The following is a 13,031-nucleotide window of genomic DNA, read 5'->3' as shown; positions in this document are numbered from 1 at the left end:
GGTGATTAAAATGACAACAATTAAAGATATTGCAAAAGAGGTCGGTGTCTCTGTTGCAACAGTATCAAGAGCTTTAAATGATTCAGGATATGCAAGCAGCGGTGTAAAGAAGAAGGTACTTGATGCTGCCAGGAAATTGAACTATGTGCCGAATGAAGTCGCACGGTCATTATACAATAATAAATCACGTGTCATTGGTGTGCTTGTACCGGATATTTCAAACCCATACTTCCCGAGAATGATACGCGGTATTGAAGATGCAGCTAACGAAAACAACTATCGAATCCTTTTAGGGAATACGGATCAGAATATAGATAAAGAAAAAAAGTATTTAGAAATATTTCATCAGAATAACTGTGCAGGTATTATCACAGCCACATGGACAGTGGAGAAAAGTATTCAAAATCTGAAAGTGCCGGTTGTTATGATAGACAGAGTAAATGACAAGTATGTATCAGTAGAAGCGGATAATTTTAAAGGAGGGAGAATTCAGGCCGATCATTTAATAGAACAGGGTGCAAAACATATTTTGATTATTGCAGGCCCTGAAAAATACAGTTCATTCAGAAACCGCACCATTGGTGCATCTGAAAGACTGAATGATTTAAAGATAAACTGTGAAGTAAAAGACAGTATCTCTGTAAGAACACTAATGGATAAAAGTGATGTGAAATTTTTTAGAGGATTTGACGGGATTATCTGTCCCAATGATATGTATGCATATGAAGTATTAAGCTTTCTGAATGAAAATAATATTAATATTCCAAGTGAAATTAAAATTATTGGTTTTGATGATCTTGAATTTTCCAAATGGGTTTCACCTGAATTGACAACTGTAAGACAGCCGATTTATGAAATGGGAAAAGAGGCATTTGCTTTATTAATTCAGGAAGATGAAAAGAATAAAAGAAATATACTTGATGTAGAGTTGATTCAAAGAAAAAGTACTTAAAAAAGGAATGGTTCGAGTGAGTATTGTAGTTATTGGAAGTTTATCAACAGATTTTATAGTACAGGCTTCACGTATGCCGGAGAAAGGTGAAACGATTTTAGGTACAGATTTTAAAACGGCATTTGGAGGTAAGGGTGCCAATCAGGCGGTGGCGGCAGCGCGGCTCGGCAGTGAAGTATCATTTATAGGAGCAGTTGGCGGAGATAGTTTTGGAGATAAACTAAAGAATAATTTGCGTGATAATGATATTTTTTGCGAAAACATGGAAACGTTTGCAGATTCAAATAGTGGAACTGCACACATTACTATTTATGATAACGATAACTCAATCATTGTTGTTCCCGGTACTAACGGTATGGTTACACCAACAATGATTAATAATAAAACAGATGTCATTTTAAACGCTGATTATGTTGTCATTCAAAATGAGATTCCTTTGGATACAACAAAATACATTATTGATTTCTGTTTTGAGAATCAAGTTAAATTGATTTATAATCCGGCACCGTTTGTAGAAATTGAAATTGAGTATTTAGAGAAATGTTATATGATTACACCGAATGAAATTGAGAGCAGAGAATTATTCAAAGAAGACATAGAGACGGTCATCCGCAAATATCCGAACAAATTAATTGTGACTTTGGGAGAAAAAGGTGCAGTTTATTTTGATGGTGAGAAAGAAGTTCGTGTACCTGCTGTACTGACTAATCCCGTGGATACGACAGGAGCCGGGGATACGTTTAATGGTGCGCTCGCTGCATTTTTAAATAAGGGATATTCATTGAGAACTGCTGTTGAAGCCGGCAATAAGGCGTCATCTATTGCTATTAAGAAAATCGGTGCACAGACAGGGATACCAACTTTAGAAGAATGGGAGAAAGCAGATGTATAAAAAAGTGACTTTGAACAGTGAGATTTCTAAAGTGTTATCTGATTTGGGGCACGGAGATTCCATAGTGATTGGTGACTGCGGGCTGCCTGTACCTGCAGGTGTGAAAAAAATTGATATATCCCTAAAGCAGGGAGTCCCTTCTTTTAAAGATACTTATGAAGTAATTAAAGAAAGCATGCACATTGAGAGGCAGATATATGCTGAAGAAGTAAAAGAGAAAGCATTGCTGCATACATTAGAAAATGATATTCCAGCTGAGAAGGTCACACATGAAGAATTTAAGGAATTAACTAAAGGTGCGAAAGCAGTGATTCGTACCGGGGAGACGACCCCGTATGCAAACGTCATTCTGGTTTCCAATGTCTTTTTCTAAAGGAGGATGAACAATGATTAAAATGGAGAATATCCATAAAGCATTTGCTGCAAATAAAGTGTTAACCGGTGTGGACTTTACATTAAATGATTCCAGTATACATGCATTGATGGGTGAGAATGGTGCCGGGAAATCAACATTGATGAAAATTCTATCGGGAATTCATTTAAAGGATCAGGGACAGATAACAAGAGACGGCAGTGATATAGAGTACAACAATTTGAAAGACGCTGAAAAAGACGGAATTATTTTCATTCATCAGGAATTGAATATCTGGCCGGAGCTGACAGTCCTTGAGAATTTGTTTATAGGTAATGAAGAAACGAAATTCGGATTGTTAAATTCCAGAGTGATGAAGAAAAAAGCAACGGAAGTATTCGAACGTCTTAACTTTAAAATTGATTTGAAAAAACGTGCAGGCGATTGTTCAGTCGGACAGCAGCAGATGATTGAGATAGCGAAAGCATTGATGATGAACACTAAAGTCTTAATTATGGATGAACCGACAGCTGCATTAACAGACAGAGAAATTGATGTGCTTTTTGAAATCATTGAGGAACTTAGAGAAAGCGGCGTCTCTATCATTTATATTTCTCATAGAATGGAAGAAATATTTAAGATATCAGATGAAATTACAGTACTTCGTGACGGTAGAAGTGTGTTGTATGAAAAAACGAATGAGACAAATTATGAGACATTAGTGAGGGCGATGGTCGGCCGCGATTTGGAGGATCAGTTTCCAGACCGTTCAAACACAAAAGTGAATGAGGACATATTAAAAGTTTCAAATTTATCGAACAAGAAACATAATGTGAATAATATCAGCTTTTCCTTAAAAAAGGGTGAGATACTTGGCTTCGCAGGTTTGATGGGTGCGGGGCGTACTGAAATTATGCGCGCACTGTTTGGTGTTGACCCTGGTGATAAGACTGTAGAAATTGAAAATGAAAATGTATCTATTAAATCGCCTGTAGATGCGATTAAAAACGGACTTGGTTTTATTACAGAAAATCGTAAGAGTGAAGGATTAATCCTGGATTTCAACCTGGTGGACAACTTAACACTTCCATCCATTAAAAGCTTTTCGAACTTTGGATTCATGAAGCGGAAGGATGAGAGAGAATACACTGATTTAATGATTAAGAGACTTAATATTAAAACAGGAAAAAATTCAGTCATGACTGAATTATCCGGGGGGAACCAGCAGAAAGTAGTTATTGGAAAATGGATTGGCAGTCAGCCCAAAATTCTTATTCTGGATGAACCGACAAGAGGAATTGATGTAGGTGCAAAACGTGAAATATACTACTTAATCAACGAGCTGACAGAACGTGGTATGTCCATCATCCTTATTTCTTCTGAACTTCCGGAAATTATAGGATTGAGTGATAGGGTGGCAGTCATGTTTGAAGGTAAACTGACAGGGATTCTAGATAGAAACGAAATTGATCAGGAAAATATTATGACATTGGCTACAGGAGGACAAATTAATGAAAAAACTCACACTAAATGATGTTGTTGACCGCTTTTTACCGCTGCTCGGCTTAACGATATTAATCATTGTGATTACAGTAATGAATCAAAGTTTTCTATCCCCTGATAATCTCATGAACTTGTTGAGGCAGGTATCAATCAATGCACTGATTGCCTTTGGGATGACATTTGTAATTTTAACAGGGGGAATTGATTTAAGTGTCGGCTCTATACTGGCATTGTCCAGTGCGATGACTGCACTCTTAATTACTTCAGGGATTGACCCGGTATTTGCAATGCTGCTCGGTTGTCTTGTTGGACTTTTATCAGGTGCAATTAACGGCTTTTTAATCGCAGTCGGTGGAATGGCGCCGTTTATCGCGACCCTGGCAACAATGACGATTTACAGAGGAGCCACCTTGGTTGTCACCGATGGACGACCGATTACAGGACTCAGCGATAGTTTGATATTTCAATTGTTCGGGAGAGGTTATTTCTTTGGTATTCCTGTTCCGGCAGTAACAATGCTTGTTATATTTATTATTTTGTACATTGTATTAAATAAGACTGTTTTCGGCCGGCGTACATATGCAATCGGCGGTAATGAAATGGCTGCGAAACTTTCCGGGATTAAAGTCAAAAGAACTAAGATTATGATTTACGCACTGTCAGGTCTGATGTCGGCAGTTGCAGGTATCATTCTTGCCTCAAGATTGAACTCGGCACAACCGACGGCAGGTGCTTCATATGAGCTTGATGCCATTGCGGCGGTTGTACTGGGAGGTACTTCACTTATGGGAGGTAAGGGGAGAATCATTGGGACATTGATCGGTGTCCTGATTATCGGCGTATTAAACAATGGTCTGAATTTAATTGGTGTCTCATCATTTTACCAGCAGATTATTAAAGGATTAGTTATAGTAGTTGCGGTCTTAATTGACCGAAAAAATAAATCTTAATTAAGGAGTTGTTTTTAAATGAAGAGATTTTTACTGTTTTTAGGATTACTGGTATTTGCTGCAGGATGTTCAATGGACTCACCAACATCAGAAAATGAGAGCGGCGGAGATAATGGGGAAGGCAGTGATGAAGATGTGGTTGTTGGTGTGAGTATTTCAACACTGAATAATCCATTTTTCGTTACACTGCGTGATGGTATTGAAGAAGCTGCGGAAGAAAGAGGATATGAGGTCAGGGTTGTTGATGCACAGGACGATTCATCTAAGCAGGTAAATGATATTGAAGATTTAGTTCAGCAGGGTGTTGATTATTTGATCATCAATCCGACAGATTCATCTGCAGTCTCCGGCTCAGTTGAATCAGCAAACAGTTCTGATATTCCAGTTGTTACAGTAGACCGTTCCGTAGACAGCGGTGAGGTTGCAGCGTTTATTGCTTCAGATAATATTGAAGGTGGAGAGATGGCTGCACAATTTATTGTTGATGAACTTGGAGAAGGTGCAGTTGTAGCAGAATTAGAAGGTGTACCTGGTGCAAGTGCGACGCGTGAACGCGGAGAGGGATTCCATAATATTGCAGACGATGCGCTTGATATTGTGACAAGTCAGACAGCAAACTTCAATCGTTCAGAAGGATTGGATGTTACACAGAATATTCTGCAGGCGAACTCAAATGTCGAAGCAATCTTTGCACATAATGACGAAATGGCTTTAGGTGCGCTTGAAGCTGCAGATGATAATGTTCTGGTAGTCGGTTTTGACGGTACAGATGATGCGAGAGCATCGGTTGAAAATGGAGAACTTTCAGCAACTATTGCACAACAGCCTGACTTAATGGGAGTAACTGCTGTTGAGACAGTGGAAAGTTTAATCAATGGTGATGACGTTGACGAGGAAATAAAAGTAGAATTGGAATTAGTATCCCAGTAATAAGATGAGGACAGTACAGCATATTGCTGACTGTCCTTTTTTGTATAACAAATATTACAGTTTCTGATTTTCATTTGAAGATTATAAAAATCAGAAATACTAAATTTAGTAATATAATAATCGAGCCTAATACTTTATTCTTCTTAAAAATATTACAGCCGTAAATAATGAATGCACAATGAATAATCACAAAACCAATTATATTAAAATCAATTAAAATTAAGAACACAGCCATGGTGGCCATCAAAATAATGAAAAAATCACTGACAGTATTTTTATCTTTCACATTTTCTCATCCTCACTTTTAAAAGTTATTCAAGACTGAGTGTTTCTGTATTATATATATTAATTTGTAAATTATTGTTATAATGAATATTAACTTCTATTCCTGAATCAATTTCTAATTCTCTCGTTTTAATAACAAATCAAAAATATAATTTAGGGGGTGATTGCTTTGTTAAATAATATATACTCTGTTCTTTTAGTGTTAAGTGGTATTATCCTTTTTTTAAATCCGAATATTATAATTAATCGTGATCTATATTTACTGGATGGAGATGCTGCTCCCATTGTTTATATTTTAATAGCAATTTTTTCTCTTTTTTTAGTTTTAAAGGGTATTGATAGACTTTTAGAAAAAAATTAAGACTGGGCGGGCCGGGACATTGATATGCTCCCATGCCCGCCCTTTTTTAATGTAGAATGATTCATAATTAATTATTATTTTTCTTAATATCTTTATTCCGTGCATACCTGGTCATAATATAACCAAGTATAGCCATGAATCCGACTAATAAAGTATTCATCATCTGATTATCCCCAATATAATTTGGCAAAACATAAAATACACCGACGCTCAATATAACCAAAAATAGTAATGAAGCGATTATACGATATTTCATAAAAATACCTCCTTATTTTGGGTGGACTTCCAATGCTTGGTATAATATTACTCCCTTTCCTCTTTTTTTAACATCTTTTTTTGAAATATTTTGCAATTTATATATTTATTCCAATTTTGATTATGTCTTTTTATATTTCTCCCAAGGTACGTATATTTCAAGAGCTTCATGTTGATGTGACAATAACGCTGATGGAATAACCGGCTGAGAACAAATTTATACTAATGGTATACCGGTCTTTTTTAGTGTTATATTAAGTAATAAACACAGGAGGGATAAAGAGATGGAGAAAGTGATTTTAGATGTAGATACAGGGATTGATGATGCACTGGCAATACTGTATGCAGTAGAGAGCGGGGCACTTGATATTCTAGGAATTACGGCAGTAAACGGAAATGTCCCGCTTCAAAATGTAACAAAAAACACTTTAAAAGTGTTACAGCTCGCAGGACGGCAGGATATTAAAGTATATCCCGGTGCTTCAGAGCCGTACTTAAAGGAAGCGCAGCATGTCTTTCATATACACGGGAAAGACGGTATCGGGAATGCACTGGATGATATGACTGTCGAAGGCACAGAAGAAAATCTATTTGCGGCGGACTTTATTATAGAGAGTGTCAATAAATATCCCGGAGAAGTCACTATTATTTTAGTGGGGCCTTTAACCAATTTAGCACTGGCATTGAAAAAAGCACCTGAAATTGCAGGTCTGATCAAACGAATTGTTGTAATGGGTGGTGCAGTTGATTGTCCGGGAAATATTACGCCGGCGGCTGAGTTTAATATTCATGCGGATGCAGAAGCGGCGAAGGTTGTCTTCCATAAGGGGCTGGATATTACACTTGTTGGTCTTGATGTCACAAGTCAAACGATGATGGATTTAAGTGATATTGAGACACTGGCAGGGACAAAATATTATGACTTTATAAAACAGTCTACAGATGTTTACAGAAAATACGGAGAAGAGTTATACGGGCGTAATTCCTGTGCCCTGCATGATCCACTCACGGTCGGGTATGTACTGGATGAATCCCTGATTACCACCCGTGAAGTGTATACTGATGTTGAAATAACGGGAGAACTCAGTTACGGTCAGACCATCGCAGACTTTTCCAACAGGCTCGGTCAGCAGCCGAACATGAAGGTTTCATTGGAAGTTGACAGCGGGCGTTTTGTGAAGCATTTTATAGATACACTTGGTAATCAAAAATCTTAAGTAATTTAAAGGAGTTATATATGAATATTAAATCATTTCAATTTAAGGTAATTGACGGTGATGTGAAAAAGAATATATCGAAAATTAAGGAATTGTTTAATGATACTGACTTATCCGGAACAGATGTCGTTGTTCTTCCTGAAATGTGGACGTCCGGTTATGACCTTGAAAATATCCGGCAGCATGCGGAACATAATCTTTACCCGATACTTGATGTAATAAAAAAACTGGCAGCAGAAAATAATGTGAATATTATTGCCGGTTCGGTTCCTAATATTAAAAAGGATGAAGAAGTTCTGAACACTGCTTTTGTTGTCGACAGAAAAGGCAGTTTAGTTCATGAGTATTCAAAAATACATCTGGTTCCGATGTTGAATGAACCTGAATATCTTTCAGCAGGGGAGGAACGTGCAGAAGTGTTTGAACTGGAGTCCGAGAAGATGGGTGTCTTAATCTGCTATGACTTGAGATTTCCGGAATTATTCAGGGATCTTGCATTAACAGGTGCCAAGGTGATTTTTGTTGTCGCCGAATGGCCCGCTGAACGCTCCGATCACTGGCTTACACTGCTTAAGGCACGCGCAATTGAGAATCAGTGCTATATTGTTTCCTGTAATACTTCCGGAAGTCAGAGTGATGGTACAACATTTGCAGGGAAGTCACTAATCGTTGATCCGTTCGGCGTAATCATCAGTGAGGCCGGACATGACACAGAAGAAAATATTTCTGCCGACCTTGATTTGCCTTATATTGACCGTATCAGAAGAGACATTCCTATATTCTCAAGCAGAAGAACTGAATTATATAGACATCTATAAAACAGAAACCTCCGAATTCATTATGAGTCCGGAGATTTTATGTTAAATATCATTCTTTATAAACTGTCCTTTTCTGACATCCGACACATCATAGACAGCCATGAAAACATGAGGGTCAATTGCAATCATCAGTTCTTTCAATTTTTGTTCTTCGAGACGGTTGATAATACATGTGATTTCAGTAAAAGAAGTGTGTGTGTATCCACCTGTCACTTTTTTATATGTACATGTCCGGCCGAGTTGTGTCTGTATTTCTTCTATAATGGGTTCCGGATGAAGTGTCATAATCGTTACTGATTTTGAACCACTGAACCCTTCTTCAATTAGAGTAACAATTTTTGAGGCGATAAAATAGGCGATACTGGATAGGATTGCGCCCTGAAACCCGAAAACAGTTGAAACGAGTATAAAGACGAAAGAATTTAAGAATAGAATCAAATCACTGGTACCAAAAGGGAGTTTTTTTGATAACAGGACCGCAAGCATATCAATGCCGTCAAGTGCACCGCCGTTTCTAATCGCAATCCCCATACCGAAACCGAGTATCACACCGCCGACAACTGTGACAAGCAGTGAATCACCGTCAATAATGGTAGGGACGTGGTGCATAATTGATGTAAAAAATGACAGGGACATGATACCCACAATGGACAGGATTGTAAACTTCAAGCCGATTTGTTTGTAGCCGAGCCATAAAAAAGGGATGTTAAGCAGGGCGATCAAAATGCCGAGCTGGATATTGAAGTGATGTGAACCGACAATACTGATTCCTGTGACACCGCCGTCTGAAACCTGGTTTGGAATAAGGACAGATTCAAGACCGTATGCCGCGATAAATGCACCAATAACGATGAGAATCATCCGTCCGGCAATGGAGAAAATATGAACAGATTTGAATGGTTTTTTCATAAAAGACCTTCTTTCTGTATTTATCAGAAGCTGGATTTTAAATTTGGAATAAAAAAACGGAGCAGATTTAAAATGCTCCGCCGAATTTCATATTACTCGCTGAATACAATATGCCATTCATCTTTGCCGGCGAGTGCTTTTTTCGCAATTTCTTTCGCACCTTCAAGGCTGTGGCTTGCAGCCCATCCGCACTGAACTTCATTACATGCAGGGACTTCAGTCGCTTCAAGAACGTCATTTAAAGTGTTCTCGAGAATATTTTTTACTGTATCGAAGTTGTCTTCATTTAAAAGGGACAGGTAAAAGCCTGTCTGACAGCCCATAGGGCTGATATCAACGACACGGTCGTGATGATTGCGGACATTTTCAGCCATCAGGTGTTCAATGGAGTGAAGTCCCGGCATTTCCATATGCTCTTTATTCGGCTGACAGAAGCGTAAATCGAATTTAAAAATTTTGTCTCCATGCTCGCCTTCGGATGTACCGGCAAGACGGATATAAGGTGCAGTCACTTTTGTGTGATCCAGATTGAAACTTTCAACGTTCATTTTCTTCATAATGGTCTCCTTTTTGATACATACTTTACTCTATGATAAAACATTATGACGACGGACTCAAACAGAGATGTGTTTTGTATTTATGATTTTGGGATATTATATAGGGAATAGTGTTTAAGATTGTGAGGAGAGATGAGATGAAAACGAAAGTCTATGGTCATAGAGGTGCAGCAGGAACTTATCCGGAAAATACAATGCTTGGTTTTACAAAAGCAGTGGAAATGGGGATAGACGGCTTAGAAATCGATGTACATTTAACAAAAGATAAAAAAGTGGTTGTCATACATGATACAACATTAGACCGTACGACCAGTAGTTCAGGCCGGATTAAAGAAACTAAATTATATGAGATGCAGCATATTGGTATTAATCAGATGTACAAAAGTTTTGAGAAATATGATAATACATGGGATAAAGAAAGAATACCGCAGCTGAATGAGTTTTTAACGCTGTATAAAGATGAAAATGTCGATATTAATGTCGAACTGAAAACACGTGCAGAACATTATCCGGGAATTGAAGAAGAGGTATATCATGTTGTGTCTTCTTTAAAATTAATTGATCAAGTTGTGTTTTCATCATTTAATCTTGAAACACTGGTTAACTTAAAGAATCTGGATGAATCAGTCAGAGTCGCTTATTTAAGTGAAGAGGTACCGGAAAATCCGGGTGCATTCATAAAGGAGCATGATTTAGAAGCACTGCACCTGTCATTTAACGATGTGATGGAGAAAAAAGAAGAGCTGACAGAAATTGCAGAGTCTCTCCGTGTATGGCTTGTTAATGATGAAGAGAGTGTTAAGCCGCTGCTTCAGATGGGTGTCGGTGCGATTATTACGGATTATCCGGAAATGGTGTTAAAAATAAGGTCCGAGTACTATTTATAGTACCGGACCTTTTATGTTAATTCGCAGCATTCTCTGCATGCATCACAGTGGATTTTTTCTTCAACGGCCTTACATTAAATACGATATTTAATACAATAGCAGTTAAACTTCCGATAACAATACCGCTTTCGGAAATGACTTTTAAACTTTCCGGAACAATTGCAAACAATTCAGGGACTGCAGTAACGCCTAGACCCATACCAATTGAAATGGCAACAATCATAAGGTTGTTCTGGTTATCAAAATTAACGCGGCTTAACATCTTAATGCCGTAAGAGACAACCATACCGAACATTGCAAGCATTGCCCCTCCGAGAACAGATGTCGGGATTGCGATAGTGACAGCGCCGATTTTCGGAACAAGTCCGAGAAGGACGAGCATCCCGCCTGCAATATAAATAATCTGCTTACTCTTAACACCGGACAGCTGAATCAGACCGACATTCTGTGAATAAGTTGTATAAGGAAAAGCATTAAATAGTCCGCCGAGAATGATCGCAATACCTTCTGCACGGTATCCTTTTTTCAAGTCTCTGCCTTTAACTTCCTCATCGCAGATATCCCCGAGCGCGAAATAAACACCTGTTGCTTCAACAAGGCCCACTACTGCGACCAAAATCATTGTCGCAATCGGCACAAAATGAAATTCCGGTGTACCGAAGTAAAACAGCTGGGGAAGGTGGAACCAGCTCGCTTCTCTAACAGCAGAGAAATCAACGAGTCCGAAAAAGCTGCTGACAACAGTCCCTGCGACAATACCTGTCAAAATAGCAATAGATTTTAAGAATCCTTTACTGAATCTGAAGAGAATTAAAATAATCACAAGTGTACCGAATCCGAGAAACAGGTTTAACGCAGAACCATAATCCGGGCTCCCCATTCCGCCTGCGATATCATTCATGGCAACAGGAACGAGTGTGATACCGATAGTAGTGACAACTGTCCCAGTAACAACCGGCGGGAAAAACCTTACGAGCTTACTGAAGAATGTGGCAATCAACAGTACAAAAATACCGGTCACAATAATTGCACCGTAAATTGAAGGGATTCCGTAGGTGTTCCCAATGACAATCATCGGTGTGACAGCAGTAAAAGTACAGCCGAGCACTACAGGAAGTCCGATACCTGAAAAGCGGTTGCTCCATACCTGGAGGAGTGTAGCGATACCGCACATCATAATATCAATAGAGATTAAATAAGTCAGTTGTGCCGGTGTCAGACCAATGGCTGCGCCGACGATTAATGGTACGACAACCGCACCTGCATACATCGCGAGAACGTGCTGAAATCCCAGTGATAACTGCTTCGGTTTCGACATCTGCATTATTGAACAGCCTCCGAAAGAAATTTGATTTCTCCGTTTTCGAGAGATTCAATACGTGCAAGAGAGTAAACATCGTAATTTTCTTCTCTAAGTGCAGTACCGCCTTTTTGGAAAGCTTTCTCAATCACAATGCCGATACCTGAAATATTTGCCCCAGCCTGATTAACTACATTAATCAGTGCATTTGCAGCTTCGCCGTTAGCTAGGAAGTCATCAATAATCAGAACGTTATCATCTTTTTTCAGGAATTTTCCTGCGACCGCAATATTGGATGTTTCCTGTTTTGTGTATGAATATACTTCTGCAGTAAGAAGGTCTTCATTTAACGTGAGTGATTTTCTTTTACGGGCAAAAACGACAGGGACACCCAGTTCAAGTCCAGCCATTACACTCGGTGCAATACCGGATGATTCCAGTGTGAGAATTTTAGTGATATTTTTATCTGAAAAATAGTTTTTAAATTCTTTTCCGATTTCAACCATCAACTCAGGATCAATTTGATGATTCAGGAAGTTGTCCACTTTCAAAACTGATTCAGAAAGGGCAGTTCCCTCACTTAGTATTTTCTGCTTCAATAATTCCATGCATGCCACCTCGGGTAATTTTTTATTTTATTGAATAAAAACACTCGTACTACATCATGAAGTAGCAATGTATGTGTGACACATGCAAAGTACTCATAGTCAGAGTATTTAAGGTACTCTGGTAGAAACTTATCGGCCGTATTCCGAAGATTATATGAGTGATTTATCAATTTGACGATTACTATCATAACATAAAAGACGAACTTTTCAACTTGAAAACGATTTAAAGTTCATATTTTAAGTGGTGTTTTGTTG

15 protein-coding genes and 1 riboswitch are annotated in these 13,031 nt (G+C 38.4%); of the genes, 10 read left to right on the top strand and 5 right to left on the bottom strand.

All coding sequences use genetic code 11. The features are described 5' to 3' along the window. Window positions 1-10: 10 nt before the first annotated feature. From ACFSX4_RS13775 to ACFSX4_RS13745, 7 genes are all read left to right on the top strand, one after another. Window positions 11-952: a LacI family DNA-binding transcriptional regulator gene (locus ACFSX4_RS13775; protein ID WP_377775864.1), complete on the top strand. Its 942-nt coding sequence runs from the start codon at window positions 11-13 to the stop codon at window positions 950-952. A gap of 7 nt (window positions 953-959) precedes the next feature. Then, window positions 960-1,844 carry a ribokinase gene (gene rbsK / locus ACFSX4_RS13770; protein ID WP_377775863.1) on the top strand — a complete coding sequence of 295 codons (885 nt, stop codon included), beginning with the start codon at window positions 960-962 and terminating at the stop codon, window positions 1,842-1,844. Continuing rightward, on the top strand, window positions 1,837-2,217 hold the full coding sequence (rbsD, locus tag ACFSX4_RS13765) for a D-ribose pyranase (protein ID WP_377775862.1): 381 nt from the start codon (window positions 1,837-1,839) through the stop codon (window positions 2,215-2,217). Before rbsK ends, rbsD begins: the two co-directional genes overlap by 8 nt. Before the next feature lie 13 nt (window positions 2,218-2,230). Beyond that, window positions 2,231-3,730, top strand: coding sequence for a sugar ABC transporter ATP-binding protein (locus tag ACFSX4_RS13760; protein WP_377775861.1), 1,500 nt, complete (start codon window positions 2,231-2,233; stop codon window positions 3,728-3,730). Beyond that, window positions 3,708-4,649 carry an ABC transporter permease gene (locus ACFSX4_RS13755; RefSeq protein WP_377775860.1) on the top strand — a complete coding sequence of 314 codons (942 nt, stop codon included), beginning with the start codon at window positions 3,708-3,710 and terminating at the stop codon, window positions 4,647-4,649. Before ACFSX4_RS13760 ends, ACFSX4_RS13755 begins: the two co-directional genes overlap by 23 nt. Window positions 4,650-4,667: 18 nt before the next feature. Beyond that, window positions 4,668-5,579, top strand: a complete 912-nt coding sequence (locus ACFSX4_RS13750; protein ID WP_377775859.1) for a D-ribose ABC transporter substrate-binding protein — start codon at window positions 4,668-4,670, stop codon at window positions 5,577-5,579. 454 nt (window positions 5,580-6,033) lie between these two features. Continuing rightward, a complete protein-coding gene (locus ACFSX4_RS13745; RefSeq protein ID WP_377775858.1) occupies window positions 6,034-6,225 on the top strand; it encodes a hypothetical protein in 192 nt (63 codons plus the stop codon). 67 nt (window positions 6,226-6,292) lie between these two features. Here ACFSX4_RS13745 and ACFSX4_RS13740 read toward each other — a convergent pair whose 3' ends face one another. Then, complete coding sequence (locus tag ACFSX4_RS13740; protein WP_377775857.1) at window positions 6,293-6,481, bottom strand: hypothetical protein; 189 nt, start codon at window positions 6,479-6,481, stop codon at window positions 6,293-6,295. Window positions 6,482-6,764: 283 nt separating this feature from the next. On the opposite strand from ACFSX4_RS13740, the gene ACFSX4_RS13735 reads away from it, so the two are divergent. Continuing rightward, window positions 6,765-7,697 carry a nucleoside hydrolase gene (locus ACFSX4_RS13735; RefSeq protein ID WP_377775856.1) on the top strand — a complete coding sequence of 311 codons (933 nt, stop codon included), beginning with the start codon at window positions 6,765-6,767 and terminating at the stop codon, window positions 7,695-7,697. 20 nt (window positions 7,698-7,717) lie between these two features. Beyond that, a complete protein-coding gene (locus tag ACFSX4_RS13730; protein WP_377775855.1) occupies window positions 7,718-8,515 on the top strand; it encodes a carbon-nitrogen family hydrolase in 798 nt (265 codons plus the stop codon). A gap of 42 nt (window positions 8,516-8,557) precedes the next feature. On the opposite strand, the gene ACFSX4_RS13725 is transcribed toward ACFSX4_RS13730, so the two are convergent. Together ACFSX4_RS13725 and ACFSX4_RS13720 are read right to left on the bottom strand one after the other, a co-directional pair. Beyond that, on the bottom strand, window positions 8,558-9,424 hold the full coding sequence (locus tag ACFSX4_RS13725; RefSeq protein ID WP_377775854.1) for a YitT family protein: 867 nt from the start codon (window positions 9,422-9,424) through the stop codon (window positions 8,558-8,560). 92 nt (window positions 9,425-9,516) lie between these two features. Next, on the bottom strand, window positions 9,517-9,981 hold the full coding sequence (locus ACFSX4_RS13720; protein WP_377775853.1) for an S-ribosylhomocysteine lyase: 465 nt from the start codon (window positions 9,979-9,981) through the stop codon (window positions 9,517-9,519). Window positions 9,982-10,118: 137 nt separating this feature from the next. Between ACFSX4_RS13720 and ACFSX4_RS13715 the strand changes: the two genes are divergently transcribed. Beyond that, complete coding sequence (locus ACFSX4_RS13715; RefSeq protein ID WP_377775852.1) at window positions 10,119-10,868, top strand: glycerophosphodiester phosphodiesterase family protein; 750 nt, start codon at window positions 10,119-10,121, stop codon at window positions 10,866-10,868. A 16-nt stretch (window positions 10,869-10,884) separates the two neighbouring features. Here the strand turns inward: ACFSX4_RS13715 and ACFSX4_RS13710 are convergent, their stop codons facing one another. Together ACFSX4_RS13710 and ACFSX4_RS13705 are read right to left on the bottom strand one after the other, a co-directional pair. Continuing rightward, window positions 10,885-12,192, bottom strand: a complete 1,308-nt coding sequence (locus ACFSX4_RS13710; RefSeq protein WP_377775851.1) for a nucleobase:cation symporter-2 family protein — start codon at window positions 12,190-12,192, stop codon at window positions 10,885-10,887. After that, complete coding sequence (locus tag ACFSX4_RS13705; protein WP_377775850.1) at window positions 12,192-12,776, bottom strand: xanthine phosphoribosyltransferase; 585 nt, start codon at window positions 12,774-12,776, stop codon at window positions 12,192-12,194. The genes ACFSX4_RS13710 and ACFSX4_RS13705 overlap by 1 nt, the downstream gene beginning before the upstream one ends. Before the next feature lie 76 nt (window positions 12,777-12,852). Beyond that, window positions 12,853-12,954, bottom strand: a riboswitch (purine riboswitch). Window positions 12,955-13,031 lie beyond the last annotated feature (77 nt).

This window comes from Corticicoccus populi (assembly GCF_042686195.1).
GTDB lineage: Bacteria > Bacillota > Bacilli > Staphylococcales > Salinicoccaceae > Corticicoccus > Corticicoccus populi.
The sequence above is the reverse complement of the archived record's forward strand: the minus strand, read 5'-3'. Positions and strand labels throughout refer to the sequence as shown.